The organism is Gillisella terrae (genome assembly GCF_004801395.1).
GTDB classification, from domain to species: domain Bacteria; phylum Pseudomonadota; class Alphaproteobacteria; order Rhizobiales; family Rhizobiaceae; genus Allorhizobium; species Allorhizobium terrae.
Window position 1 is genome coordinate 394,140 of sequence record NZ_SSOA01000004.1, and the last position, 26,832, is coordinate 420,971.

Sequence of the window (26,832 nt, forward strand, 5' to 3'; positions counted from 1 at the left end):
CTGTCATGGCTCTACCCCTCGTGCTGGCATCCACCAGTCCTTTTCGTAAGCACCTGTTGCAACAGGCAGGGTTGGAATTTACCACAGCCGCACCCGATATTGACGAACGCGAGATTGAGGCGCTGGCAGAGCATCAGTCTTTGTCACCATCGCAGCTTGCCGAGCTGTTGGGCTGCGAAAAAGCACTGGCGGTGAGTAAAAAGCAGACGGGCGCTTTGGTGCTCGGTGGTGATCAGGTCATGGCACTGGGAGAGACGGTTTATCACAAGCCCAAGGATTTGGCTGCCGCTCGAGAACAGCTTCTCAGCTTACGGGGTGCCACCCATGTCCTCAATAGCTCGCTGGCGCTTGCCAAAGATGCTGAAATTGTCTGGTCTCATGTCAGTCAGGCACAGATGACAGTTCGCCTGTTCAGTGAGACGTTTCTGGATGATTATCTGGATAAGGTCGGCGATAAAATTCTGAAGAGCGTTGGCGGTTACCAAATTGAAGGAATGGGTGTTCAGCTGTTTTCGAAGGTCAACGGCGATTATTTCACCATTATTGGCGTGCCGCTTTTTCCTTTGATGGAGAAACTTCGGGAATTGGATGTTCTTCATGCATGATTCACGTGAAACCAATGCAAAACGGGCTTTTGTTGTGGGCTATCCGATTAGCCATTCGCGTTCGCCGATGATCCATGGCTACTGGTTGAAGCAGTATGGAATTTTGGGCGCTTATGAAAAGCGCGCTGTTGACCCCGCAGATTTTACAGAATTTCTCGCAAAATTGCGTGAAAGTGAATCCGGCTATCAAGGGGGGAATGTGACAATTCCTCATAAGGAATCCGCCTATCAATTGGCGGACTATCCTGACGCTTTGGCCGAAGAATTAGGTGCTGCAAACACGCTGTGGCTGGAAAATGGTGCACTCTATGCCACCAACACCGATGGCTACGGTTTCATTGCCAATCTTGATCAACAACAACCGGGTTGGGATAATACAGGCTGTGCCGTGGTGTTGGGGGCAGGCGGGGCCAGCCGCGCCATTATTCAGGCGATCCGCAATCGCGGCATTGCTAAAATCCACGTGATCAATCGCACAAAAGAAAAAGCGCATGAGTTGGCAAGGCGCTTTGGCCCCACAATAGAGGGGCACGGATTCGATGCTTTGAACGACGTGTTGCAAGGTGCGGGTCTGCTGATCAACACCACATCACTTGGCATGTCCAAAGCGTCTAACGCAGACAGCGAGGCTTTTCCAACCATTGCCTGGGAAAAACTGGCAGAGAATGCTGTTGTGACCGATATTGTCTACGTGCCTTTGGAAACCGAATTTTTACGCCGAGCCCGCGAGGCCGGATTTGCCACCGTCGATGGTCTTGGGATGTTGCTGCATCAGGCCGTACCGGGTTTTGAAAAATGGTTTGGCGTACGGCCCGAGGTGACAGATGAATTACGGCAGTTGATCATTGCCGATCTGGAGGCGGCATCATGATCCGGCTAGGATTGACGGGATCGATTGGCATGGGAAAAACCACCACGGCGGATTTTTTTCGCCAGGAGGGCGTTCCTGTCTATGATGCGGATGCTGCCGTTCACGAGCTTTATCGTCATGAAGCGGTGGAGCCGATTGGCGCGGTCTTTCCCGAAGCAATTGTTGATGGTGTGGTTGATCGCTCTATCCTTAGTCAGACTCTGGCTCAGAATCCGGGTAAGATGAAGGCGCTGGAAGCCATTGTGCATCCGCTGGTGCGCCGCAAACAGCAGGCTTTTCTGGAAGATCAGGAACTGGCCGGTGCTGATCTGGTGGCTTTTGATATTCCGCTTTTGTTTGAAACGGGTGGCCAAAAACAGCTGGATAAGGTTGTCGTGGTCAGTTGCGATGCCGAAACCCAGCGTGAGCGGGTGTTGGCACGGCCCGGCTGGACAGAAGAGAAGCTGGCTATGGTGCTGGCCCGGCAAATGCCGGATGAAGAAAAGCGTGCTCGCGCTGATTTTGTGGTCGAGACGGGATTTGGACTTGAGATAGCCCAGGCGCAAGTGAAAGACATTGTGCAGGCGCTTCGTTTAGAAGCGGATGTGCCATGGCCGGAGGATGAATAATGCGGGAAATCATTTTTGATACGGAAACAACCGGTCTCGAAAGCAAGACCGACCGGGTGATCGAAATTGGTGGCGTTGAGCTGTTCAATCATTTTCCGACCGGGCGAACATTTCACGTCTATATTAATCCCGGTGACAAACAGGTGCATCCCGACGCCTTGGCCGTGCACGGCATTACCGATGCGTTTTTGAAAGATAAGCCGCCATTCTCTGAGATTGTCGATGAGTTTCTGGGCTTTTTCGAAGGCGCAAAATGGGTGGCCCATAATGCGACCTTCGACATGGGTTTCATCAATGCCGAGTTGGAGCGCTTGGGCAAGCCGCCGATTTCCAATGATCTGGTGGTGGATACTCTGGCGCTGGCCCGTCGCAAAAACCCGATGGGGCCAAACTCTCTGGACGCTTTGTGCCGTCGTTACGGCATCGACAATTCCCATCGCACCAAGCACGGAGCCTTGCTCGACTCTGAAATTCTGGCGGAAGTCTACATCGAAATGCTCGGTGGACGTCAGGCAACCTTCGGTCTCGAACAATCGGGATCGACAGGGCAGGGCAGCGCCAGACGCGATGATGTGAAGGTTGAAATTGCCCTTCGCCCGTCACCGTTGCCGCCCCGCATAACAGAAGAAGAGCGCGAACGCCATCAAGGGCTGGTCAAACGATTGGGCGCAAAAGCGTTGTGGGGTCAGTATTTGGCGGGCGAATAGCCAGCCCTTATCATCAGACACGAAAAAACCCGGATCTGCTGTTCGCAGTATCCGGGTTTTTTATGAAGCGGCTTTCCGCAACAAATTTTAATTAACGCTGGTGTTCGCTGCTTCGCGGGCCTGCTCTTCAGCAAAGCGCTGCGTAAACATCTGTGCGAAATCGATTGGATCGATCATCAAAGGTGGGAAGCCGCCATTGCGGGTTGCATCAGCAATGATCTGGCGGGCAAATGGGAACAGAAGGCGCGGGCACTCGATGAAGAGCACGGGCAGCATGTGTTCCTGCGGAAAGCCTTCGATGCGGAATACGCCGCCGTAAACCAGCTCAGTCGCGAAAACCACCTTATCGCCATCGCGGGCTTCGGCGTTCAGGGTCAGCACAACATCGAAGTCATTTTCAGACAGCGGATTGGCGTTGACATTGACGTTGATATTGATCGATGGGGCCTTGTCTCTGGCCTGAAGCGAGTGCGGTGCGCCCGGATTTTCAAAGGAAAGATCTTTGATATATTGCGCAAGAATATTCAGGGACGGGCTCGCCCCGGTGCTGTTTTCATTGGCCATTGGGGTTCCTCAAGGCTTTTCGGTTGCAGTCGGCATCTAGCATTTTGAGGCTGTGGTTACAAGGCTTTCGGCCCCGACTTATGGCAGACGTCATTGCTCGTCCTTCGGCAATTGCTTCCACGGCGACGGGGTACCTGGTTCCTTGCGGCTATATTCATCAGCGTCGAGATCCACGACAGTGTCGGTTGAGCGGGGGCGGTTTTGTCCGGCACTCTGTCCAAAACCACTGGAAAAGTGACCGGATTGAAATCCACCCGGTGTCCGCACAGTAACAATGCGGGTTTTGATAAAGTTCCAAAGGGTGGTGCGCACCAGCGGCACCAGCAGCAGAAGACCGATGATGTCGGTGATAAAGCCCGGCAGCAGCAGCAAAAGGCCGCCAACCACCTGAGCGGTGCCATCCACCAGGGTCTTTACCGTTTCTTCGGGCGTATCGCGCTGCGGGCGGCGCAAACGTTGGGCAAGGCTGACACCATTGCTTTTCAGCACCAGCAGACCCACCAGGGATGAGGCAAGAACCAGCGCCAGCGTGGTTAAAACACCCAGCCACTGTCCGACCAAAACGAAACCTGCAATCTCCGCTAAGGGTAAAAGAAGCAGGATTATGGCTGGTATTCGCATAAGGTCTCCTGTGAATGTGGCATTTAGGCCCAAAGAGTATCATCAGCTATTTGAATGAGGGGTCTATCAGACTATATGGTGTATCAAAGCTTCAATTTAAACAGCGGTGCAACAGTCGATGAATTCCAATGATTTTGTGACTCTCTTTTTTCTGGTCGCTGCGGTGGTGATCTTCTGGCAATTGCGCAGCGTTTTGGGGCGTCGCACCGGCAATGAAAAGCCGCCTGCCGATATTTTTGGCGAACGGGCCAAAGACAATGCCGGTCCCAATGATGAGGACAGGGTTGTGACGCTGGCGCGCTCAGAAGCAGAAGACCGCTTTGCCGCCATTGATGCTTTCAGCCCAGCTGGCACACCGTTGAACCAGCAATTGCGCGAACTGGCGCAAGTGGATCCGTCCTTTACGCCCAAGGAATTTCTCAACGGTGCCCGTGCCGCCTATGAGATGATCGTGACGGCCTTTGCCTCTGGTGATCGTGGAACGCTTAAAGGCCTGCTTTCCAGTGAGGTTTACGATGGCTTTGATGCCGCCATTTCCGAGCGCGAGCGCAGTGGCGCGGTCACGAAATTCACCTTTGTCGGCATCGAAAAAGCCGAAATCACCGCAGCGGGCGTAAAAGGCAATGAAGAGCAGATCACGGTTCGCCTGTTCAGCCATTTGATTTCAGCCACCTATGACAAGATGGGTACGCTGGTTGATGGCGATGCCGAAGCCGTGGTTGAGGTCAATGATCTTTGGACATTTGCACGCGACACGCGCTCACGCGATCCGAACTGGAAGCTGATTGCCACCGAATCCGAGCAATGATGTCCGAACCATTCGCCCTTCAGCCTGTTGATTTCACCGACCTGCCGGGCTGGCAGGCGGATGATCCGTGCCCGCTGCTTCCGGCAATGGCCGATTGTCTGGCTTATCTTGATGCTGGAAAGCCTTACCGTACCGGTGGCCTGGGGCTGACAGCCGATGATTTGCGCCCCCTTCTGGCCAAGGCCGCAAGTTTTGAGGGCGCGGATGCGCAGACCTTGCGGCATTTTTTTGAGGAGGAGTGCCAGCCGTTTCGCATCACCCGCAAGGATGGTCAGCCGGGCTTTGTGACGGCCTTTTACGAGCCGGAGATTGAGGTTGCCGATCAGAGGGATGCGGTTTTCAAATATCCGTTTTATCGCAAGCCTGATGATCTGGTGGATGTGAATGACGCCAACCGGCCTGCGGATATGGACCCATCCTATGCTTTTGGTCTGAAAGATCAGCATGGTATTGGTCTTTACCCGGATCGCAAAGCCATTGATCAAGGGGCGCTGGACGGCCGGGGTCTGGAGATCGCCTGGGCAAAATCCGTGGTTGATGTGTTTTTTGTGCATGTGCAGGGGGCCGCGCGTTTGCGCTATGCGGATGGACGGTTGGGCCGCATTACCTACGCTGCCAAAGCGGGTCATGCCTTTTCCGGCATTGGCAAATTGCTGCTGGATCGCGGTGAGATTCCGCTGGAATCGATGTCCATGCAAGCCATTCGCGCCTGGCTGGCTGACCATCCCGAACAGGTCGATGAGGTGCTGTGGCACAATCGCTCCTATATTTTCTTTAAGGAAGCGCCGGTGGAAGATCTTTCCCGTGGGCCGGTTGCGGCAGCGAAAGTGCCGCTTTTGGCCGGTCGTTCGCTGGCTGTGGATCGGACGATCCACACATTTGGATTTCCGTTTTTCATTCATTCAAACAGCCTGACAAGGCTGGATCATGGAAGGCCCTTTGCCCGGCTGATGCTGGCACTTGATACCGGCTCTGCGATTGTTGGCCCGGCGCGCGGTGATATTTTCACAGGCTCCGGTGATGCTGCCGGTGATCTTGCTGGGGCGGTGCGCAATGATGCGGATTTCTATATACTGGTGCCAAAACAGGCGGCAGTGAGGTTTGTCCCGTCGTGAGCAATGGCAAGATCAGCGCGGAAGATCGCATTCTCTGGGGCAAGGTTGCCCGCTCCACCCGGCCAATGGCCGGGCGGATGGAGGAATTGACGGCGTTTGAAGAGGCCTTCGCCGAGTTTGAAAAGGGTGCTGAACAGGCACCGAGTGTATCAGCGACCAAAGCGGGGCTTGAAAGCACAACGGCCAAAACCGAGGTCAAAAAGCCATCGGGCCTTCACCACCCCTTTGAGCGTCCGGTGAAGCGCAAGCTGTCGCGCGGCAAGCTGAAGCTGGAAGCGCGGATTGATTTGCACGGCATGATTCAGAGCGAGGCGCATGGCATGTTGCTCAGCTTTCTCATTCGTGCGCATGAGCGCGGCCTGCGCCATGTGTTGATCATTACCGGCAAAGGCAGTTCGATGGGCAGCGAAGGCGCGCTCAAACGCGCCGTGCCTTTGTGGTTTTCCAAGGCCGAATTTCGCTACCTGATTTCATCGCATGAAGTGGCTGCACCACACCATGGCGGGGAGGGTGCGCTTTATGTCCGCCTGTCGCGTCATGGGCGAGAGGGGGCCGGGAGGGCACATGACGCCCTTCGGTGATGCCATTCGGCGCCTGCGTGAGCGCAAAGGTGTGAGCCAGAAGGATATGGCAAAGGCCTTGGGCGTGACACCTGCCTATCTCTCCGCTCTGGAGCATGGCCACCGGGGCGCACCGACATTTGACATGCAGCAGCGGATTGCCGGCTATTTCAATATTATCTGGGATGAGGCGGATGCACTGTTTGACCTTGCCGGGGTTTCGCATCCCAAAGTCACGGTGGACACCTCCGGCCTGCCGGCCAATTACACCGCATTTGCCAACAGGTTGGCACGGATGATTCGCAACCTGCCCCCAGATGTGATAGAAGAACTCAACACTGTTTTGAAAAAAGTGGAGAAGGGGCGATGAAATCCCCTGAAATCCTGCCGTAATTGACCGCTACGGTTTGGAACTGGCCGCAAAATCCCTATAGTCAAATCTGCGAAAGTGCGTGATTCGCGCTTATCATGCAATTTGCCTTTTGACACTGGAAAGATCGCTGAATGACTGAACTGACCGAAGCCGAAACTGCCGCAAATGCTGCAAGTGATGCCTATGGCGCCGATTCCATCAAGGTTTTGAAGGGTCTTGACGCTGTTCGCAAGCGGCCGGGCATGTATATTGGCGACACGGATGATGGCTCTGGTCTCCATCACATGGTCTACGAAGTGGTCGATAACGCCATCGACGAAGCGCTGGCCGGTCATGCTGATATTGTGACCGTTACGTTGAATGCCGATGGCTCGGTGACAGTGACAGACAATGGTCGTGGCATTCCCACCGACATTCACTCGGGCGAGGGCATTTCGGCAGCCGAAGTGATCATGACCCAGCTGCATGCGGGCGGCAAATTCGACCAGAACTCCTATAAGGTATCTGGCGGTCTGCATGGCGTGGGTGTTTCTGTTGTGAACGCCCTTTCTGTGAAGCTGTCACTTAAAATTCGCCGCAGCGGCAAGGTGCATGAAATCTCCTTCACCCATGGCGTGTCCGATGGACCGCTGACGGTGACGGGCACCTATGAAGGACGCTCCGGCACAGAGCTGACCTTCCTGCCCAGCGCCGAGACCTTCACCAAAACCGAGTTTGATTTTGGAACGCTGGAGCATCGCCTGCGCGAACTCGCGTTCCTCAATTCCGGTGTCCACATTGTTTTGACCGACAAGCGCAAGTCTGACATTCGTGTCGAAGAAATGGTCTACGATGGCGGTCTGGAAGCCTTTGTGCAGTATCTGGACCGCGCCAAGAAGCCGCTGGTGACCAAGCCGGTGGCCATCAAGGGTGAAAAAGACGGCATCACCGTTGAAGTGGCCATGTGGTGGAACGACAGCTACCATGAAAATGTGCTGTGCTTTACCAACAACATTCCCCAGCGCGATGGCGGCACCCATATGGCTGGTTTCCGTGGCGCTTTGACCCGGCAGATCATTTCCTACGGTGAAAGCTCCGGCATCACCAAAAAGGAAAAGGTGACGCTTCAGGGCGAAGATTGCCGCGAAGGCCTGACGGCTGTTTTGTCGGTGAAAGTGCCTGATCCAAAGTTTTCGTCGCAGACCAAGGACAAGCTGGTATCGTCGGAAGTGCGCCCGGTTGTTGAAAGCCTCGTCAATGAAGCGTTGAGCACCTGGTTTGAAGAACATCCGACGGAAGCCAAGATTCTGGTTGGCAAGGTGGTGGAAGCTGCCGCCGCGCGTGAAGCGGCCCGCAAGGCCCGCGAACTGACCCGCCGCAAAGGCGCTCTTGATATTGCATCATTGCCGGGCAAGCTGGCAGACTGCTCTGAACGTGATCCGGCCAAATCCGAAGTCTTCCTCGTCGAGGGTGACTCAGCTGGTGGTTCCGCAAAGCAGGGCCGTTCGCGTGAGACACAGGCAATTTTGCCGCTTCGTGGTAAGATCCTCAATGTGGAACGCGCCCGCTTTGACAAAATGCTCTCCAGTCAGGAAATCGGCACGCTGATCACCGCCCTTGGCACGTCGATCGGCAAGGACGAGTTTAACGCCGACAAGCTGCGCTACCACAAGATCATCATCATGACCGATGCTGACGTGGACGGTGCGCATATCAGAACCTTGCTGCTGACATTCTTCTTCCGCCAGATGCCGGAGCTGATTGAGCGCGGCCATGTCTACATCGCCCAGCCACCATTGTATAAAGTGACGCGCGGCAAGTCCGTGCAATATTTGAAGGATGAAAAAGCCTTTGAAGAATATTTGATTGGCATGGGCCTTGAAGATGCCGCTCTTAAGCTTGGCAGCGGCGAAGTGCGCACCGGGCAGGATTTGCGCGAAGTGGTGCAGGATGCGCTCCGCTTGCGCAGCCTGATTGATGGTCTGCATTCGCGCTACAGCCGCAGCGTTGTTGAGCAGGCGGCTATTGTTGGCGCTCTGAACCATGAGTTGACCGCAAACCGGGCATTGGCCGAACAGACGGCCGCCGAAGTCGCCCGCCGGTTGGATCTGATTGCCGATGAGACTGAGCGGGGCTGGACGGGCCACGTCAACGACGAGGGCGGCTTGCGCTTTGAGCGCATGGTGCGCGGCGTCAAGGAAGTGGCAACTTTGGACGTTGCGCTGATTGGCTCGGCAGATGCCCGTCACATCGATCAGCTCTCAAGCCGTCTCAAGGATATTTATGGTCAGCCGCCGGTGTTGAGCCGCAAGGATGGTCAGCAGTCGATTTCCGGTCCGCGCAGCCTTTTGGATGCTGTCTTCACCTTTGGCCGGAAAGGCCTGTCGATGCAGCGCTATAAAGGCTTGGGCGAGATGAACGCCGAGCAGCTGTGGGAAACCACGCTGGATCCGAATGTGCGTTCGCTGTTGCAGGTGCGTGTTCCTGATGCGACCGATGCCGACAGTCTGTTCTCGCGCCTGATGGGCGATGAGGTTGAGCCACGGCGTGACTTCATTCAGGAAAATGCATTGAGCGTTGCCAACCTCGATATTTGATCGGGTTTCATTCTACTGCATAATTCCTTAAATCGGATTGGATTTAAGGTGAAAATTATGCAGCAAATTTAGAGTGTTACAGCGTCTTTTGTGCGCCATATTTGGCGCACAAAAGACGCTGTAACAAAAAAGGGCCGCATTCGATCTCCGAATGCGGCCCTTTTTGTTATCCGAAGAGTCAGCCAGGTACCAAAGGCACCTGGCTGACTCTTCGTTCCTTTTTTGAGTTTGTCTTTTCGGGAAAACCGGTGACCACTTTTACCTGACAAACTCCATGTTTTCACGTGAAACATCGTTACTGTTGGATTAACATGATTCACGTGAAACATTATCAAGCAAGGTGCTTAAGCGAAGCGTCCTTCAAAGGCGACTTCACTCAGCGGCTTGCGGCTGTTCGGCTCTTCTTTCGCCTGCAAGCCTTCTGGCAGAATCGACTTGTCACCCATCTTGCCAATGGCGACAGCGGCTTCAATGTGGAAACCCTCTGGCAGGTTGATAGTGCTGGCGGCCTTGTCGAAATCAACGCCTGTCATGCCATGGGCATGATAACCGAGATGAATGGCCTGAAGCGCCATATAACCCCAGGCAGCACCAGCATCAAAGCTATGGCTGCGCGATGGCTTGGCTTCACCACCGTCAGCAGGGCGGCTCAGCGTGTCTGATACCACAAACACCAGAGCCGAGGCGTTTTTGGCCCAGCTTTGGTTGAACTCAATCAATGTGCCCAGCAGTGCATCGAAATTTGGGGTGCCTTTGAGAGCATAAATAAAGCGCCAAGGTTGATAATTGAAAGCAGATGGTGCCCAGTGACCAGCCTCAAGAATGGTATGGAGTGCATCCTCGGTCATGGTTTCGCCGGTAAAGGCGCGGGGAGACCAGCGATCAAGAAAAATAGGATGGATATCCTTGCTGGCTGTACGATTATTGCTGCTTGTCATTTTTCGACCTGCCTTTCGTCAAAATGGTTGAGTGAATGGAAATTTGTTCTCTCCACCAGATAGGACGAAGGTCGGATGTAGACAAGTCACTACTCGCGCTACATCTTGTCAACGAATGAGCGACAATCTTTTTTGAATTGTCAGGCATTTTGAATTATCGGGCAAGATTGCATTACGAGGCACAATTTATAACCGCGAGGATTGAAAGTTTTTCAGGAGGCGTTTTGCCGTGTGATCCGGCTTGGCTTTTCCCGCATATTTTGTAGAAAAAATAAACGCTTTCATGCCATGCTGCCCATGAACAAGAGCCGAAAGGCTGGTTGAACGTCAGGCTTTATGTGTGTTGATTGTCTGGCATGAACTCTTTGTGGAACGTTACGGGCCCACTGTTGGTTATCGGTGGGATGGATAGAAGCAAACCAAAAAGGCAATCAAGTCTATGTTCTATCAGCTTTATGAAATGAATCATGCGGCCATGGCTCCTTTGCGGGCAACGGCAGACGCCATGCGGCTGGCATTCGGAAACCCTCTCAATCCTTTGTCTCACACCGTCATCGGCCGCACCGTCGCGGCCAGTTTCGAAGTGTTCGAGCGCAGCACGCGCCGCTACGGTAAACCGCAATTCGGCCTTGCGACCACGATGATTGATGGCTCTCCCGTGAAGGTGACAGAGGAAATCACCTGGTCCAAGCCGTTTTGCAACCTCATTCACTTCAAGAGAGCGCTTTCCTCGGCACGTCCCGATGATCCCAAAATTCTGATCACAGCCCCAATGTCCGGCCACTATGCCACGCTGTTGCGTGGCACGGTCGAAGCGCTTTTGCCCCATGCTGAGGTTTACATCACCGACTGGATGGATGCCCGCATGGTGCCGCTGACCGAAGGGTTGTTTGATCTTGACGATTACATCGATTACGTGATCGAGATGGTGCATCACCTCGGACCGCGCACCAATGTGGTTGCCGTCTGTCAGCCGTCTGTTCCGGTGCTGGCCGCGGTTGCGCGGATGGAGGCAGACCAGGACCCGCTGGCTCCGTCTTCCATGACCCTTATGGGTGGCCCGATTGATACCCGTATCAACCCGACGGCCGTGAATGAACTGGCCAAGAACAAACCGATCGAGTGGTTCAAGGAAAACGTCATCATGGACGTACCATGGCCGCAGCCGGGCTTTATGCGTCCCGTCTATCCCGGCTTCCTGCAACTGTCGGGCTTCATGTCGATGAATCTGGATCGGCACATGACCGCCCAAAAAGATTTCTACATGAACCTCATCAAGAACGATGGCGATCCAGCCGAGAAGCATCGTGAATTCTATGATGAATATCTCGCCGTCATGGACCTGACAGCAGAATTCTACCTGCAAACTGTTGAAACCGTGTTTATGCAGCATGCGCTGCCGAAGGGCGAGATGATGCATCGCGACCAGCCGGTGGATTGCTCGGCCATCCGCAATGTGGCGCTGCTGACGGTAGAAGGTGAAAATGACGACATTTCTGGCGTTGGCCAGACCAAGGCGGCGCAAACCCTGTGCAGCAATTTGCCAGATGATAAGCGCATGCATTACATGCAGCCTGATGTTGGCCATTACGGCGTTTTCAACGGCTCGCGCTTCCGCAAGGAAATCGCGCCGCGCATTGTGGCCTTTGCCAAAGAGCATTCCAGGCTTGCTGCAAAACCGCAGTCCAGCCCGGTCAAGCGGGTGATCAAGGGCGGGAAATCCGCCTGATCGGGGAGGCGATTTAACCGCCTCTTTTGAGTATGTTAGCCGATTGACATATCCACCGGCTTGAAGGCGATGGACATCATTCCCATCTCAATTGTATCGGCAGCGTGGTGCTGCCGGTGAATATGAGGATGATGAACATGAATCAGTCAGCATTGCTGCGGCCCGCTTGGACGCCTGCGACAGTTGCGTTGATGGTGCTCGGTTTTGTGGTTTTTTGGCCGCTTGGCCTGGCCATGCTTGCCTATATTCTCTTCGGTGACCGCTTCAATAGTTTCAAGGACGCCGCCAACGCCTCTGTTGATGACGTGGTTTCGAAATGCCGTGACTGGAAAAGTTTCACTGCATCACCCATGCGCGACAGCGGCAATATCGCCTTTGATGAGTGGCGCCGGGCAGAACTGGACCGGCTTGAAGCCGAACGGCGCAGGCTTGATGAGATGCGCAGTGATTTTGAAAACTACGTTCGCGAGTTGCGTCGGGCAAAGGATCAGGACGAGTTTGACCGCTTCATGCGGGAGCGAAAAACCTCCGCGTCTCAATGACCAGAGGGCTTCGCGCAAAGCGCCGATCCTGATGGCATAAAGTTTGGTATTACAGCGCCGTGCGCCAAATATGGCGCACGGCGCTGTAATACTTTTAATCTGCTGCATAATTTTCACCTTAAATCGATTCCGATTTAAGGAATTATGCAGTAAGGCCGACATGAGCAATGTCGGCCTTCTTTTGTTAAAGCACAAATCTTTTGTTAAAACGCAAATCGGCGCGAATCAGGTAAAAGGCCCGCATGTTTCCTCAGTTTTTGCGAAAACCGACACGGGCTTTGAGAAAGCCGAAAGTGCCTGAAAGCCGCGAATTGCAGGTGGCCGGGCGTATGGTGCCGCTTGCCATTCGCGAAAATCTGCGCGCCACACGCATTACCCTCAGAATTGAGCCGGGTGGTCGTGCGCTGAAAATGACCATCCCCAAAGGGGTGCGTGAGGCCGATGTGGCGGATTTTCTCGATCGCCATCGCGGTTGGCTGGAAGTGAAGCTCTCTAAATATTCGGGCGATGCCAAGGTGAGGGCAGGTGGTAGGCTTGCGCTGCGCGGGGTTGAGCACCGTATTCATCACACCGGCCAGTTGCGTGGCATTACCGAAGCGGTGATGCTGGATGGCGAGCCGGTGATCCGGGTCAGCGGGCATGAAGAGCATCTGGGCCGCAGGCTGTCTACCTTTTTGAAAAAAGAAGCGCGTCTTGATCTGGATCGGCTGGTGGCCATTCACACCGGACGTCTGGGCAAGCGTGCCAAAAGCCTGACCATGAAAGACACCCGCAGCCGCTGGGGTTCGTGTTCGTGGGAGGGGAATTTGAGTTTCTCCTGGCGCATTGTCATGGCGCCGCCGGAGGTGATTGATTATCTGGCCGCCCATGAGGTGGCCCATTTGAAAGAAATGAACCACGGTCCGCAATTTTGGGCGCTGTGCAAAAGCCTATGTCCCGGCATGGACGAGGCCAAGTCCTGGTTGAAGCGCCATGGCTCAGAATTGCACGCCATCGATTTCGATTGATTTTTTCGGCCTGCTGATGTGCTCCAATTTGCAATTTGGCTCGACTCGGACCGCATTTCGTGTCACTTCGGCTGCATGAAACCAGATGTCAAAATTTGCGGATTGAAGACCAGCGAGGCCGTGGAAAAGGCTGTCAGCCTTGGAGCCACCCATATTGGCTTCATCTTCTTTGAAAAAAGCCCACGCAATATCGAGCCAGACGTCGCAGGCCGCATTGCTGAAAAGGCCCGTGGCCGCGCCAAGATTGTCGCTGTGACCGTGGATGCCGATACCGACGACCTTGATGACATCGTCTATCTGCTCAAACCCGATATGTTGCAATTGCACGGTCACGAGACGCCAGAGCAGGTGCTGACTGTGAAGGCGCTGTATGGTCTTCCTGTGATCAAGGCGTTTTCTATCCGCGAGCCGGGTGATCTGGAGCGCATTGATCCCTATATAGGGATTGTTGATCGATTTTTGTTTGATGCCAAAGCCCCGCAAGGATCAGAACTGCCGGGCGGCAATGGCGTCACATTTGATTGGCGTCTGCTGCAAAATCTTGACGCAGACGTGGATTACATGCTTTCGGGTGGGCTGCATAAAGACAATGTGGCGCAGGCTTTGAAGGAAACCGGCGCGCGCGGTCTGGATGTTTCGTCCGGCGTCGAGAGCGCTCCGGGCGTCAAAGATCTCGCCCGTATGGAAGAATTCTTTAAAAGCGTCCAGCTGGCTTCAGGGCAGACGACAGGGAGTGCAAAGTGAATCAGAACCCAATTCCCAATTCTTTCCGGGAAGGCCCGGATGAAGATGGCCGTTTCGGCATTTTTGGCGGCCGCTTCGTGGCCGAAACCTTGATGCCGCTGATCCTTGATCTTCAGGCAGAGTGGGATAAGGCCAAGACCGATCCAACCTTCAAGGCGGAACTGGATCACCTCAACACCCATTATACCGGGCGCCCAAGTCCGCTGTATTTTGCCGAACGCCTCACCGCCGAGCTGGGCGGGGCCAAGATTTATTTCAAGCGTGATGAGCTGAACCACACCGGCTCGCACAAGATCAACAATTGCCTTGGCCAGATTCTTTTGGCCAAGCGCATGGGCAAGACCCGCATTATTGCGGAAACCGGTGCTGGTCAGCATGGCGTGGCCTCGGCCACCGTTGCGGCCCGCTTTGGTCTGCCCTGCATTGTTTATATGGGTGCCACAGACGTTGAGCGGCAGGCTCCCAATGTGTTCCGCATGAAGCTTCTGGGTGCCGAAGTGCGCCCTGTATCGTCCGGTCATGGCACTTTGAAAGATGCCATGAACGAAGCTCTGCGCGACTGGGTCACCAATGTAGATGACACCTATTATATGATCGGTACCGCTGCCGGTCCGCATCCCTATCCGGAAATGGTGCGCGATTTCCAGTCGGTGATTGGTGCAGAAGCGAAAGAACAGATGCTGAAAGCCGAGGGCCGTTTGCCTGATATGCTGATAGCGGCTGTGGGCGGTGGCTCCAACGCCATTGGTCTGTTCCATCCCTTCCTTGATGACAAGAGCGTTCGCATCGTCGGTGTTGAAGCGGGCGGCAAGGGGCTTGAGGGCAATGAGCATTGCGCGTCGCTCACCGCTGGCTCTCCGGGTGTTCTGCATGGCAACCGCACCTATCTGCTGCAAGATGCGGACGGCCAGATCAAGGATGGTCACTCCATCTCGGCGGGTCTGGATTATCCCGGCATTGGACCTGAGCATTCCTGGCTGAAAGATATGGGCCGGGTGGAATATGTGCCGATCATGGATACGGAAGCCTTGGAAGCCTTCCAGCTTTTGACCCGCACCGAGGGCATTATTCCAGCCCTTGAGCCAAGCCATGCCTTGGCCGAAGTGGTGAAGCGCGCGCCCAAGATGGGCAAGGATGAGATCATCCTGATGAACCTCTGCGGTCGCGGTGACAAGGACATTTTCACCGTCGGCAAAATTCTGGGAATGGGGTTGTGATATGACTGAGCGTATGGACAAACGGTTTGCCGACCTGAAGGCTGAGGGCCGTCCCGCTCTCGTCACCTATTTCATGGGCGGCGACCCGGATTTCGACACATCGCTTGAGATCATGAAGGCGCTTCCTGCCGCAGGCTCTGATGTGATTGAGCTGGGAATGCCCTTTTCTGATCCGATGGCCGATGGCCCGGCCATTCAAATGGCGGGCCAGCGCTCACTGAAAGCCGGTCAGACGCTGATCAAGACCTTGGATATGGCGCGAAAATTCCGTGAGCATGATCAGGCAACCCCGATTGTGCTGATGGGCTATTATAACCCCATCTACATTTACGGCGTTGAAAAATTTCTCGATGACGCGCTGGAAGCGGGCATTGATGGCTTGATCGTTGTTGATCTGCCGCCAGAAATGGATGACGAGCTTTGCCTGCCTGCGCGCGCGCGCGACATCAACTTCATTCGTCTGGCCACGCCAACCACCGATGAAAAGCGCTTGCCAAAGGTGCTGCAAAACACCTCCGGCTTCGTCTACTATGTATCGATGAACGGCATTACCGGCTCAGCTTTGCCAGACCCATCCAAGGTGGCTGGCGCTGTCCAGCGGATCAAGGCCCATACCGATCTGCCGATCTGCGTGGGCTTTGGCGTGAAGACGGCGGAACATGCGCGCTTGATTGGGGCCAATGCCGATGGCGTTGTGGTGGGCACGGCGATCGTCAATCAGGTCGCGCTCAGCCTGACCAAGGATGGCAAGGCAACGGCCGATACGGTGCAATCGGTCGTCACGCTGGTGCGTGGTCTGGCCAGCGGTGTGCATACGGCCCGCCTTGCGGCCGCAGAATAGTCCCTCGTCATGAGGCTCGGTTGGGGAGGGTATTGCAGGATACCGCTCCCCACATTGTAGATTTAAAGCAATTCACTGTCGGAAAGCCACCTAGCTTCTCTCAAGGAATTGCGCCAGCCAGGAGTGTTTTCAGTGAATTGGCTCACAAATTACGTTCGTCCGCGCATCAATTCCATGTTGGGTCGCCGCGATGTGCCCGAAAATCTCTGGATCAAATGCCCCGAAACCGGGGAAATGGTCTTTCATAAAGATCTCGAGCAAAACAAGTGGGTGATCCCGGCCTCGGGCTATCATATGAAAATGCCAGCCAAGGCGCGTCTGGCTGATCTGTTTGACGAGGGTGAGTATGAAGCCCTGCCGCAGCCAAAGGTGGCGCAGGACCCGCTGAAATTTCGCGATTCCAAAAAATATGCCGATCGCCTGAAAGACAGCCGCACCAAGACTGAGCAGGAAGACACAATTGTCGCTGGCGTTGGCACCGTTCAGGGCCTCAAGCTGGTGGCGGTGGTGCATGAATTCAACTTCATGGGCGGATCGCTCGGCATTGCGGCTGGCGAAGCTATCATCAAGGCTTTTGAGCGCGCCATTGCCGAGAAATGCCCCTTGGTGATGTTCCCAGCTTCTGGTGGGGCGCGCATGCAGGAAGGCATTTTGTCCTTGATGCAGTTGCCGCGCACAACGGTTGTGGTGAACATGCTGAAAGAAGCAGGCCTGCCTTATATTGTGGTGCTGACCAATCCGACAACGGGCGGTGTGACCGCGTCCTATGCCATGTTGGGTGATCTGCATATGGCAGAGCCGGGCGCAGAAATCTGCTTTGCAGGCAAGCGGGTGATTGAGCAGACCATCCGCGAAAAGCTGCCGGAAGGTTTCCAGACTTCGGAATATCTGCTGGAGCATGGCATGGTCGATATGGTGGTCAAGCGCCACGATATTCCTGAAACCTTGGCACGTGTGCTGAAAATCATGACAAAGAAGCCTGCGAATACCGATCATGGCGCTGTGGCGGTGGTTGATGCCGCACGTGCTGCTTCGGCCTGATCCGACACCTTGTAAGCCTGTAAGACTTGGATAGAGACATGACCGATATCGCCGCCAGCCAAGCCGAACAGGTTATTGATGAATTGATGAGCCTGCATCCCAAGGGTTTTGATATGACCCTTGGGCGCATGCGGCGTTTGCTTGAGGTTTTGGGCAATCCGCAAGACAAATTGCCGCCGGTGATCCATGTGGCGGGCACCAATGGCAAAGGCTCATTCACGGCCTTTACCCGCGCGCTTTTGGAGCAGGCGGGTCTTGCCGTGCATGTCCACACATCGCCACATCTGGTCAATTGGCACGAGCGCTATCGCATTGGTGTCAAAGGCGGGCGTGGCGCGCTTGTGGATGATCTGGTGCTGGCCGATGCGCTGCGCCGGGTGGCCAAAGCCAATGATGGCCAAGCCATCACCGTGTTTGAAATCCTCACGGCTACGGCCTTTTTGCTGTTTTCCGAAATCCCCGCCGATGTGGTGATCATGGAAGTGGGCATGGGCGGACGGCTGGATTGCACCAATGTGATCGACAGGCCCGCTGTCTCGGTGATCATGCCAATTTCCTTTGATCATCAGGCCTATCTTGGCGATCGGGTGGAATTGATTGCCGCTGAAAAAGCCGGGATCATGAAAAAACACTGTCCGGTGGTGATTGGCCATCAGGAGTTTGAAGCCGCAAAAGAAACGCTGGTGGAGACCGCGGATCGATTGCAGTGCCCACAATCGGTGTTCGGGCAGGATTTTCTGGCCTTTGAAGAGCACGGGCGCCTTGTCTATCAGGATGAGGATGGCCTGATGGATTTGTCCCTGCCAAAATTGCCGGGCCGCCACCAATATGCCAATGCCGCAGCAGCCATCCGCGCTGTGCGCGCTGCTGGCTTCAACGTGACTGAGGCAATAGTTGATGCCGCGATGGGCACCGTCGAATGGGCGGGACGTCTGCAAAAGCTGACAGAAGGTGCCTTGGTCAGCCATGCACCCAAAGCTGCGGAAATCTGGGTGGATGGCGGTCACAATCCCGGTGCGGGCGAAGTGATTGCCGAGGCGATGGCCGGCTTTGAAGAGCGCCAGTCGCGTCCGCTTTATCTGATCATCGGCATGCTCAACACCAAAGAGCCGCACGGCTATTTCAAGGCCTTTGAGGGTCTGGCGGTGCATGTCTTCACCGTGCCCATTCGCGGAACGGATGCTGCCCTTGATCCTGTCGCCTTGGCCGCAACGGCTTATGATGCGGGCATCCCGGCGACGCCGGTGTCGTCTGTGGCAGATGCGCTGACAGCGATTTCTGCCATATCAGAAGAGGCGGGTGAGTCACCGCGCATTCTGATTGGCGGATCACTTTATCTGGTGGGCAATGTGCTGGCGGATAATGGCACGCCACCGGCGTGAGATATTTCCAAAAAAACCACACAAAAAAGCCCGGCATTGACCGGGCTTTTTGCATTCTATTGTTTTCACGCCTTAGGCCGCGCTGGAAATCCAGCTGGCCAAAGCGGTCTTTGGCGATGCGCCAACCTTGATGTCGGCCACTTCGCCGCCCTTGAACATGGCGAGCGTTGGAATGGAGCGTACACCAAATTTGGCTGCCAGTTCCGGATTTTCATCAATGTTGAGCTTGGCAATCTTCACCTTGCCAGCCATCTCAACCGAGATTTCGTCCAGGCTTGGAGCGATCATTTTGCATGGGCCGCACCATTCTGCCCAGAAGTCCACAACAACAGGTTCTGCGGATTGCAGGACTTCTGCTTCGAAATTGTTCATGTCAACTTTTACGGTCGCCATTTTCTGCTCCTTGGAGAAATGCTGTTGTCACATATATGATGATAATCACTCAGATTTCAATGCGGTCCTGCGGTAACGGCTGAAGTGCTTCCAGCGCATGGCTCATTCCATCCTCTGTCAACGTGATGACGTTTGGTCCTTCGGTGTAGACCAAAATGCACTCCACTGGCTTTCCCGGATAGAGAGGCGTGAGCAATTCCCGATAGATAGCCAGCTGGGCGGTGTGGGAAAAGGGCACATCCTCCGCCTGTTTGGGCGGTTGGCGGTTGGTTTTATAATCCAGCAGGATCACTTTTTCATCTGTCACCACCAGACGGTCGATCCGGCCAGATACGGCGCGAAGCGTGCGGCCAAGCCGAATTGTGCCCATGATGGAAAGCTCGGCCTGTCCGGTGCCGGAAAAGACGTCTTTGAGTGCGGGATGGGCCAGAATGTCCAAAACCGCGCTGACCATCTGTTCACGCTCAGCATGGGGCCAAAACCGTGCAGCTCTTTCCGCATAGCGATGGGCCGCATCGGCCCGCTCCGATGCTGGCAAGCCCGGCAGCATTTGCAACATGCGGTGGGCAATGCGCCCGCGTTGCAGCGCAAGGCCCGCATCCTGCCCCTTATCGAACAAGGGGGAATAGAGCATCAACCCGCCGTCGTCCTCATCCACAGCAAGGCTTGCCCCCGATGGGCTGAGCGGTCTTGGCAGCTGCGGCGATGGCGGAGCCGGCCGCAGAAGGGCGTCGGGCAAAGGCTCGGGCGTTTTGATGGTCTTGTGGGCGTCCACCCGGTCAAACCGGGCTTTGGCATCGGGACGCTGCCACAGCAAGCCATCCCAATCGCCTTCGGGGCCAGAGAACCGCTCCTCACGGCAATGGGTCTCATCCAGTGCCAGCGACGACATGATCATCTCATGCCAGACCTCGTTTTGCTGAATTTTGCCGCGATAGCCGCAGACCACCAGCCGGTCGGCAGCCCGCGTCATGCCCACATAGAGCAAGCGGCGATATTCCTCTTCGGTCGCCTGTTTGCGACGCGCCACATCAGCGGCAAGGATGGCATTGTCCACCGCCTTCACCGGTGCCCAGATGGGAAATTCCGTCGCGCCGTCTTCCGATGGGATCATGCGGAATTTGGGCAGATGGCTGTGGTTAAACGCCTTGGAGCCGTCATCGACCAGAAACACAATCGGCGCTTCCAGACCCTTGGAGGCGTGCACGGTCATGACGCGCACTTCGCTGCGTTCCTTGTCCTGCTCACGCTTCACCTCCGGGCCTTCCAGCTCCAGCATGGTGATGAAGGATTGCAGACCCGGCAGGCCGGATTGCTCATGGGCCAGGGCAAAGGTGAGGAATTCGTCGAGAATATCGCTGACTTCGCTGCCCAAGCGCCCCAAAAAGGCGCGTCGTCCACCCAGCGGGCCAAGCACACGGGCATAAAAATCATGCGGCGGCATGTCGCGCGCCAAAGCCCGATAGGTCTTCAGCCGTGCTTCCACCTCCACCCACGTCTCAACCCCGTCCTTGGCCAGACGCTGGATCTCGGCAAAGACGCTCTTACCGCCGCGCCGCGCCGAGACCGCAAACACATGTTCTTCCGTGAGATTAAACAACGGGCTTTTCAAAAGGGCAGCCAGTGAAAGATCGTCTCCGCTCAGCAGCGAAAAGCGGCCAAGGGCCATCAAATCCTGAATGGCGATATGGCCGGTGAGGCGCAAGCGGTCCGCCCCCGCAACCGGGATATTGTTGCGCCTTTTCAGCGCGCGGGTGAGCGCATTGACAAAAGCGCCGCGCTTTCGCACTAAAATCAGAATATCGCCCGCTTCGATGGCGCGCTCAACGCCCTTTTCAACAATGGTTTCCCGGCCGATCATCGCCTCAATGCGCTGGGCTATGCGCCGGGCCAGAATGGCGGAAGGTGCGCTTTCCGGTGTGGCGTCAAAGGGCGCAGTCCAATCCTCATCATTGTCCATGCCTTCCGGGGCCACCATATTCCAGACCTCGACGGTGCCGGGATGGCCGGTGCGGCTGGACATATGCACCACGGGCTCGTTCACAGCAGACAGGCCACGGGCATTGGGGCCTTGGGCAAACACCTGATCCACCGCCGAGAGCACCGCATTGGTGGAGCGAAACGACAGCGGCAGGCGCACAGTGCTAAACTTTTCGCCGCCTCTGGCCACTTCGCGCTCGGTTTCGCGCGCTTCTTGCGAAAAGCGCTCCGGGCGGGCCCCTTGGAACGAATAGATCGATTGCTTTTCATCGCCCACGGCAAAAAAGGTGCGGCGCACTGGCCGCGCACTGTGGCCTGAGAAAAAGTCTTCCCGAAGAGAGCGGATCACCGACCATTGCACCGGGCTGGTGTCTTGCGCCTCATCCACCAGAATATGATCAATGCCCTGATCCAGCTTATAGTGTACCCAGGGGCCAACGGCGCTGCGGGTCAAAAGCTCGGCGGTGCGGGCAATCAGGTCTTCAAAATCCAGCTGGCTGCTGCGCTTTTTCAGCTCTTCATAGTCCTGGCTCAACCGTTCGGCCAAAGCCAGCGCCGCCTTGGTGGCTTTGAACAATTGATAGAGCCGCAACCGCTCGCGACAGGTCACCACATGCTCACGCGCATTGGCAACCATATCGGCCAGTTCCGGGGCCGCCTTTTTCATCGCAGCCGCAATCAGCGACACATCGGCTTTTGGCTTGTCGGCAGCGGTGTGGAAAGCATCATCCAGCAGCTTGGCGCGCAAAAACGGATCGCTCTGGCGCACGGCCCGCTCCAGAAGATAGGCGGTCTCCTGCACTTTCACCCCGCCCTTGCTGAAGGCAAGATCAATATAGGTGGACAGCGTTGCGCCGCTTAAATCAGCCAGCGGCCAATAGGCTTCTGCCAAGGATTGCTCGGTTTCATCAAGCCCAAGGCCAAGCTTGGTGCGCAAAACGCGCTCGACACCGCCTTTTTGCCCCGCCTCGACAAGAAAGTCGCGCACCGCATGGCGATTGGCAACAATGTCCGACAGCAGGCTTTCGAGCCCAAATTCATCGCCAAGGCTCAGCACTTCGGCAAAGGCTTCTGCTAGTTCCGCATCATTTTCGGTTGCGGTCGCCGTGAGCAGAGAGCGGCGCGCGTCTGCGAGCAGCACGGAGGCTGCACGGTCATCCAGCACCGAGAAATGCCCGGCGACATTGGCCTCCAGCGGAAACTGATGCAGCAGTGATTCGCAAAATGCGTGAATGGTCTGGATTTTCAAACCACCCGGCGTTTCCAGTGCGCGGGCAAACAGACGGCGGGCCTCGGCAATCTTCAGCGCATCCGGCGGGGTCTTTTCAATATCTTCAATGCGTTTGGAAAGGACAGCGTCGGGCAGGGTGGCCCATTCCGCCAACCGGTCAAACACGCGGTTGGACATTTCCGAGGCTGCCGCTTTGGTGTAGGTCAGGCAAAGAATGCTGGATGGCCGTGCCCCCGCCAGCAGCAGGCGAATAACCCGCTGGGTCAGCACATGGGTTTTGCCAGACCCCGCATTGGCCGACACCCAGGCCGAGCGGGTGGGGTCGGAGGCGGTTGCCTGCTTGGCCGTGGTCCAGTCAATCCAGACCTTGGGATCATCCGATGTCGGAAGCGCATCAAGATCATTCATCGCCAGCGCTCTCCTCGGTGTTTTCTGCGGTCGACCATTCGGCGACTCTGGCTAAATGATCATAATCGCCGCTGTAATCATTCATCTGCGCTGGCATGAGCCGCGAGACATAGCCGCGCTCGCCCGATTGCAACAGGGTGACAAAACGGGTGAGCTGCTCAATGGATTCGGAGGCCAGATCGAGCGCCGATTTGGCCTTGTCGCCCCTGCCGGTCAGCTCATTGTTGACATTTTCCGCCTTGAAGCGCCCGCCGGGACGCAGCCGCACATAGGTGAGGTTTTCCGGGGTTAGCCTGCCAACATCCTTGAAGGCCCCCATTTTCAAAGCGGCGGCTTCCAGTGCCAATTGCGGATCCAGCAGCGCACGCGCCTGCGAGGTGCTGGGGTTGGAGCCGGTTTTATAATCAATAATATCGGCATGGCCTGCACGAATATCGATGCGGTCAGCCACACCGGTTAGCCGGATATTGATGGCGTCAAGCTCAACACCGGCTCTCGCTTCCGTCACCATCTTGGCCGGGTCGCGCTGGCGCTGCCACTCAATAAAGGCGCGGCCAACATCGCCAAAGCGCTTGCGCCAGACCACATCAATATGGGTCGGCAAATTTTCGGCATCAAACAGCTCATCGGTAATCCGCTGCATCAGGCGTTCCGCATCCGGCCCCAGCTTTTCCGGCATATTTGCAATGAAGCGCTCGACAATGGCGTGATAAAGCGTGCCGCGCTCAGACGCGCCGGGATCGCTGTTAAACGGATCAACCGGATCGAGCTTCAAAATCCGCCGCGCATAGATCGCGTAAGGATCCCGCCGCAGCCGCCCGACCTCGCTGAACGAATAGGTTTTCGGATGCAAATCCTCTGGCGGTTTGGGAGCCGGGCGCTGGGCAGGTGGCTGATCTCCGCCTTGATCCAAAAGATCGGAGAAATGGCGATAGCGCTCGCCGCGTTCCTTCATCTCGGCGGCAAAATCCTTGCCGCCCAAAGCTGTCAAACGTTGCAGCCAGCGTGAGGCAACTGTGGGGGCCGAGCCCTGACGCAGCGCGCGGCTATAGATCATGTGGCGCGTGCCATTGGCCATTTCAAAGTCATGAGCCAGCTGGCCAATCTGCCGCTCTGGCGGCTCCAGCCCCATCTGGGTTTTCATGGTGCGCGACAAAAACGGATTGTTGGTGGTGGTGCCGGGCCATGATCCCTCGTTCAGGCCGCCCAAAATCATGGTGTCCACGCTTTGCAGGCGCGCTTCCAAGGCCCCGAAGATAAACACCCGCGGATGGCGCAGCGCCTTGGGCTTGACTGATTCGGATGCCGTCAAAGCGGCCAGAATATCAATCCATTGCGGGCCGTCGGCCATCAACTGGCCGTCGGTTTCCATGATTTCACTCAGCAGCCGTACCAGCACCGCCCCGGCCTCATCGCCCCAGAGGGGTGCAAGGTCGCCGTTTTTGCGCTTCGCCACCGCTTCCAACACTCGGCCGGTGCGCTCTGCCCATTCTTTTAACGACAGGCGGGTGGTAAATGAGCGCCCATCCGGCTTGGACACAACATGCCCGGCCAGCGGCTCAACCGCCTCAGCAATGGCCAAAGCCAGTGTGCGGGCGCGCTCCTTGGCATCCTCGCGTACCGTCTGCCGCCATGATGGCGGATGACGATCGTCAAATTGCTCCACCAATTGCCGGTCAAACAGAGTGGCAAGATCGGAGATATCCACCGGACCTCTGCCACCGCGAAGGGCAATCACTTCCAGCGCATCAAAAGCCTCTTGCAAGCCGTCGTCATCCTGTCCAAAGCGTGCTAGCGGGTGTTTGAGCAGCGAGACAATGGCCACCGGATCGCCGGGGCGCAAAATGGCCTCCAGTACCAGCGATGTGAGGGTGCCCTGCGGCGTGGATGAAAAGGGTGTGCCAGCCGAATCGTCAGCGATAATGCCAAAGCGGGCGAGCTCAGACGCCACCCGGCGGGCGAGGTTTCGATCCGGGGTGATCAGCGCGGCCCGGCTTTCACCACCGTCACGGCCCGGCTGTTCCAAAGCCAGCCGCAGCGCAACCGCAATGGCAATCGCCTCTTCGCGCTCATTGGCGGCTTCAATCAGGGAAACATCGGCAAAAGCCGCTTTAAAGCGGGCATCGCCAAAGCTTTCGCGCCACGCCGTCCAGCCATCGGTGGCCTTGGCGGGCGAGAGGGCGCGGGAGAGAATCTCAGAGCGGTCTGCCAGATCAGGCTCGGCTTCCGCGAGCACATCAACATCATCGCGGGTGATGCCAAGCTTACCCAGCAAACGATGCAGACCATATTGCGGATGCGCACGGGCGGTTGGTTCCGGCGGCATGCCGGCTGGCTGTTCGCCACCCACCACGGCCCATTGCTCAATCGGCATGGTTTTGTCCAGCCCCGGCAGAACAATAATCCCTTGCGGCAGACGTGAGACGGTGGCCACCAGCTCGGAGGCTGCCGGAATGGAGCCGGTGGAGCCCGCCACAATCACCGGACCGGGGGGTGGGTTTTGTTCCAGCCGTTCGCGCTCTGCTTTGAGCAGGCTGTTGCGATGAAGAACGGGCGATGAGCGCCGCAATTCCTCTAGCCGTGCGGGCCAATAGGCACTGGCAATCAGCAAAAACTCCAGCGTCAATTGCCACCAAGAGGCAAAGTCGCGGGCATCCAGCTTATCCAGATCCGCCCAGTCTCGCTCTTCGGTTTCCACCGAATCAATCAGCTCCACCAGCGCCCGCGCCAGCCAGACGGCATCGGCGGGGCTGGCCGGGGCCACCAGCGGTGTGTCGGCATGAATGCTCAGGACAATATCGGGCAGCTTGTTGCGCCATAGCAAAATCAGCTGCGCCAATTCCAAAAGCCGCACGGTGTTGCTGATCGGCGGGTTCAGCGCCAAAAGGGCAGGGGTGTCAGCATCAAAATAGCTGGCATCCTCTTCGGCTTCACCTAGTGGCTTGATGATTGGCAAAATCGCCGCTTTTCCACCCAGAAGCTCAACAAATTCAGCCCGCAGCACACGGGCCGAGCGCTGGGTGGGCACCAGAATGGTGACATTGGCCAGCGAAAGCGGATCGTCTGGATTATGGGCAAAGCCCGGCACGAGGCGTCCATCGCACAGCGATTGGGCAATCAACCGCAAAAACGGTTGGGCGGCGGGAATGGTGAGAATCCGGGGTGTGTGTGCAGCCATGATTATCCGCCGTGCTGGTGGATGACAGCTTCGGCCTCGCCAATCGCTTCAGGCGTGCCCACGGTGAGCCAATGGCCTTGCAGCTCGAGGCCATAGAGACGGCCTTTGGCAATAGCACGGTCAAAATAGATATTAATGTTGAAAGGCTCTTCTGGCGCATCATCCAACAGGGAAGAGTGCATGGCCAGCGCCCCACAATAGACAAACGGGTTTGGATCACCCTCTTGATAACGTTTCAAGCGGCCATCGGGTGCGAGGTTGAAATCATTCTTGCCGTTATGCCCCGTTGTGTTTTCCATCTGGACACACAGCATGGCGATATCCATAAGGGTGGGATCGAAAAAGGCGCTGAGACGCTGCAAATTGGTAAGCTGATCTGGCTCCTCACCAATCCAGAACAGATCGGCATTCATCACCAGAAGTGGGCCGGGCGGCAAAAGTGTAAGACCTTGAACCAACCCACCACCATTGTTGAGCAGTCGTTCCTGCTCGTCTGAGATCACAATGCGCGGTTCTTGCCGTTGTGCAATATGCGTCAGCATCTGATCAGCAAAGTGATGCACATTCACCACCGCCATCTCGATGCCCGCCTGTTGCAAATGATCGAGCGCGTAATCCAGCAGGGTTTTACCCGCCACCTTCACCAGCGGCTTTGGCATTGTATTGGTGATGGGACGCATCCGTGTGCCAAGCCCTGCGGCCAGCACCATGGCGTTTTTGATCATCATGGAGCTCTAATCTGTTCTTTTGTTTGAGTTTGTCTGATCAGGAAAACCGGATTCCGCTTTTCCTC

General features: G+C 56.1%; 24 protein-coding genes. 17 read left to right on the forward strand and 7 right to left on the reverse strand.

Annotated elements, in window-relative coordinates; translation table 11 throughout:
- The first annotated feature begins 5 nt into the window (after nucleotides 1-5).
- Genes E6C51_RS11295 through dnaQ form a run of 4 tightly spaced genes read left to right on the forward strand, consistent with a single transcriptional unit; the run spans nucleotide 6 to nucleotide 2,791 of the window.
- Nucleotides 6-605: a Maf family nucleotide pyrophosphatase gene (locus tag E6C51_RS11295; RefSeq protein ID WP_190235987.1), complete on the forward strand. Its 600-nt coding sequence runs from the start codon at nucleotides 6-8 to the stop codon at nucleotides 603-605.
- On the forward strand, nucleotides 598-1,476 hold the full coding sequence (locus E6C51_RS11300) for a shikimate dehydrogenase (protein WP_190235988.1): 879 nt from the start codon (nucleotides 598-600) through the stop codon (nucleotides 1,474-1,476). The genes E6C51_RS11295 and E6C51_RS11300 overlap by 8 nt, the downstream gene beginning before the upstream one ends.
- Complete coding sequence (coaE, locus tag E6C51_RS11305; protein ID WP_190235989.1) at nucleotides 1,473-2,084, forward strand: dephospho-CoA kinase; 612 nt, start codon at nucleotides 1,473-1,475, stop codon at nucleotides 2,082-2,084. Before E6C51_RS11300 ends, coaE begins: the two co-directional genes overlap by 4 nt.
- Entirely contained in the window at nucleotides 2,084-2,791 is a 708-nt protein-coding gene (gene dnaQ, locus E6C51_RS11310) for a DNA polymerase III subunit epsilon (RefSeq protein ID WP_190235990.1), read from the forward strand. The genes coaE and dnaQ overlap by 1 nt, the downstream gene beginning before the upstream one ends.
- Nucleotides 2,792-2,878: 87 nt before the next feature.
- Here the strand turns inward: dnaQ and secB are convergent, their stop codons facing one another.
- Nucleotides 2,879-3,355 (reverse strand): protein-export chaperone SecB, encoded by a 477-nt coding sequence (gene secB / locus E6C51_RS11315; protein WP_075641302.1) that lies wholly within the window; start codon nucleotides 3,353-3,355, stop codon nucleotides 2,879-2,881.
- A gap of 90 nt (nucleotides 3,356-3,445) precedes the next feature.
- Complete coding sequence (locus E6C51_RS11320) at nucleotides 3,446-3,976, reverse strand: FxsA family protein (RefSeq protein ID WP_190235991.1); 531 nt, start codon at nucleotides 3,974-3,976, stop codon at nucleotides 3,446-3,448.
- Between the two features lie 118 nt (nucleotides 3,977-4,094).
- Between E6C51_RS11320 and E6C51_RS11325 the strand changes: the two genes are divergently transcribed.
- From E6C51_RS11325 to gyrB, 5 genes are all read left to right on the forward strand, one after another.
- The gene (locus tag E6C51_RS11325; RefSeq protein ID WP_190235992.1) at nucleotides 4,095-4,784 is read left to right on the forward strand and encodes a Tim44/TimA family putative adaptor protein; all 690 of its coding nucleotides are present in this window, start codon (nucleotides 4,095-4,097) and stop codon (nucleotides 4,782-4,784) included.
- Nucleotides 4,781-5,899 carry a murein transglycosylase A gene (gene mltA, locus E6C51_RS11330; protein WP_407920797.1) on the forward strand — a complete coding sequence of 373 codons (1,119 nt, stop codon included), beginning with the start codon at nucleotides 4,781-4,783 and terminating at the stop codon, nucleotides 5,897-5,899. Before E6C51_RS11325 ends, mltA begins: the two co-directional genes overlap by 4 nt.
- A 65-nt stretch (nucleotides 5,900-5,964) precedes the next feature.
- Nucleotides 5,965-6,480, forward strand: coding sequence for a Smr/MutS family protein (locus tag E6C51_RS11335; protein ID WP_190236045.1), 516 nt, complete (start codon nucleotides 5,965-5,967; stop codon nucleotides 6,478-6,480).
- Nucleotides 6,464-6,829 carry a helix-turn-helix domain-containing protein gene (locus E6C51_RS11340; protein ID WP_146933975.1) on the forward strand — a complete coding sequence of 122 codons (366 nt, stop codon included), beginning with the start codon at nucleotides 6,464-6,466 and terminating at the stop codon, nucleotides 6,827-6,829. The genes E6C51_RS11335 and E6C51_RS11340 overlap by 17 nt, the downstream gene beginning before the upstream one ends.
- A 134-nt stretch (nucleotides 6,830-6,963) precedes the next feature.
- A complete protein-coding gene (gene gyrB, locus E6C51_RS11345; protein ID WP_190235993.1) occupies nucleotides 6,964-9,408 on the forward strand; it encodes a DNA topoisomerase (ATP-hydrolyzing) subunit B in 2,445 nt (814 codons plus the stop codon).
- Between the two features lie 344 nt (nucleotides 9,409-9,752).
- Here the strand turns inward: gyrB and E6C51_RS11350 are convergent, their stop codons facing one another.
- Entirely contained in the window at nucleotides 9,753-10,346 is a 594-nt protein-coding gene (locus tag E6C51_RS11350) for a nitroreductase family protein (RefSeq protein ID WP_190235994.1), read from the reverse strand.
- Nucleotides 10,347-10,785: 439 nt separating this feature from the next.
- Here E6C51_RS11350 and E6C51_RS11355 point away from each other — a divergent pair, with 439 nt between their 5' ends.
- The 8 genes from E6C51_RS11355 (at nucleotide 10,786) to E6C51_RS11390 (ending at nucleotide 18,849) form a co-directional block, all read left to right on the forward strand.
- A complete protein-coding gene (locus E6C51_RS11355; protein ID WP_190235995.1) occupies nucleotides 10,786-12,075 on the forward strand; it encodes a polyhydroxyalkanoate depolymerase in 1,290 nt (429 codons plus the stop codon).
- A gap of 137 nt (nucleotides 12,076-12,212) precedes the next feature.
- Nucleotides 12,213-12,617 (forward strand): DUF2852 domain-containing protein, encoded by a 405-nt coding sequence (locus E6C51_RS11360; protein WP_190235996.1) that lies wholly within the window; start codon nucleotides 12,213-12,215, stop codon nucleotides 12,615-12,617.
- A 242-nt stretch (nucleotides 12,618-12,859) separates the two neighbouring features.
- Nucleotides 12,860-13,624: a M48 family metallopeptidase gene (locus tag E6C51_RS11365; protein WP_190235997.1), complete on the forward strand. Its 765-nt coding sequence runs from the start codon at nucleotides 12,860-12,862 to the stop codon at nucleotides 13,622-13,624.
- A gap of 75 nt (nucleotides 13,625-13,699) precedes the next feature.
- On the forward strand, nucleotides 13,700-14,368 hold the full coding sequence (locus tag E6C51_RS11370) for a phosphoribosylanthranilate isomerase (protein ID WP_146933963.1): 669 nt from the start codon (nucleotides 13,700-13,702) through the stop codon (nucleotides 14,366-14,368).
- The gene (gene trpB, locus E6C51_RS11375; protein ID WP_146933961.1) at nucleotides 14,365-15,585 is read left to right on the forward strand and encodes a tryptophan synthase subunit beta; all 1,221 of its coding nucleotides are present in this window, start codon (nucleotides 14,365-14,367) and stop codon (nucleotides 15,583-15,585) included. Before E6C51_RS11370 ends, trpB begins: the two co-directional genes overlap by 4 nt.
- 1 nt (nucleotide 15,586) lies before the next feature.
- The gene (gene trpA, locus E6C51_RS11380) at nucleotides 15,587-16,426 is read left to right on the forward strand and encodes a tryptophan synthase subunit alpha (protein WP_146933959.1); all 840 of its coding nucleotides are present in this window, start codon (nucleotides 15,587-15,589) and stop codon (nucleotides 16,424-16,426) included.
- A 132-nt stretch (nucleotides 16,427-16,558) separates the two neighbouring features.
- Complete coding sequence (accD, locus tag E6C51_RS11385) at nucleotides 16,559-17,467, forward strand: acetyl-CoA carboxylase, carboxyltransferase subunit beta (protein ID WP_190235998.1); 909 nt, start codon at nucleotides 16,559-16,561, stop codon at nucleotides 17,465-17,467.
- Nucleotides 17,468-17,505: 38 nt separating this feature from the next.
- The gene (locus tag E6C51_RS11390) at nucleotides 17,506-18,849 is read left to right on the forward strand and encodes a bifunctional folylpolyglutamate synthase/dihydrofolate synthase (RefSeq protein ID WP_190235999.1); all 1,344 of its coding nucleotides are present in this window, start codon (nucleotides 17,506-17,508) and stop codon (nucleotides 18,847-18,849) included.
- Between the two features lie 72 nt (nucleotides 18,850-18,921).
- Here E6C51_RS11390 and trxA read toward each other — a convergent pair whose 3' ends face one another.
- Genes trxA through E6C51_RS11410 form a run of 4 tightly spaced genes read right to left on the reverse strand, consistent with a single transcriptional unit; the run spans nucleotide 18,922 to nucleotide 26,767 of the window.
- Nucleotides 18,922-19,242, reverse strand: a complete 321-nt coding sequence (gene trxA, locus E6C51_RS11395; RefSeq protein WP_146933953.1) for a thioredoxin — start codon at nucleotides 19,240-19,242, stop codon at nucleotides 18,922-18,924.
- Nucleotides 19,243-19,291: 49 nt separating this feature from the next.
- Complete coding sequence (gene addA / locus E6C51_RS11400; protein ID WP_190236000.1) at nucleotides 19,292-22,861, reverse strand: double-strand break repair helicase AddA; 3,570 nt, start codon at nucleotides 22,859-22,861, stop codon at nucleotides 19,292-19,294.
- Entirely contained in the window at nucleotides 22,854-26,042 is a 3,189-nt protein-coding gene (gene addB, locus E6C51_RS11405; protein ID WP_190236046.1) for a double-strand break repair protein AddB, read from the reverse strand. The genes addA and addB overlap by 8 nt, the downstream gene beginning before the upstream one ends.
- Nucleotides 26,042-26,767 carry a nucleotidyltransferase family protein gene (locus tag E6C51_RS11410; protein ID WP_190236001.1) on the reverse strand — a complete coding sequence of 242 codons (726 nt, stop codon included), beginning with the start codon at nucleotides 26,765-26,767 and terminating at the stop codon, nucleotides 26,042-26,044. Before E6C51_RS11410 ends, addB begins: the two co-directional genes overlap by 1 nt.
- Nucleotides 26,768-26,832 lie beyond the last annotated feature (65 nt).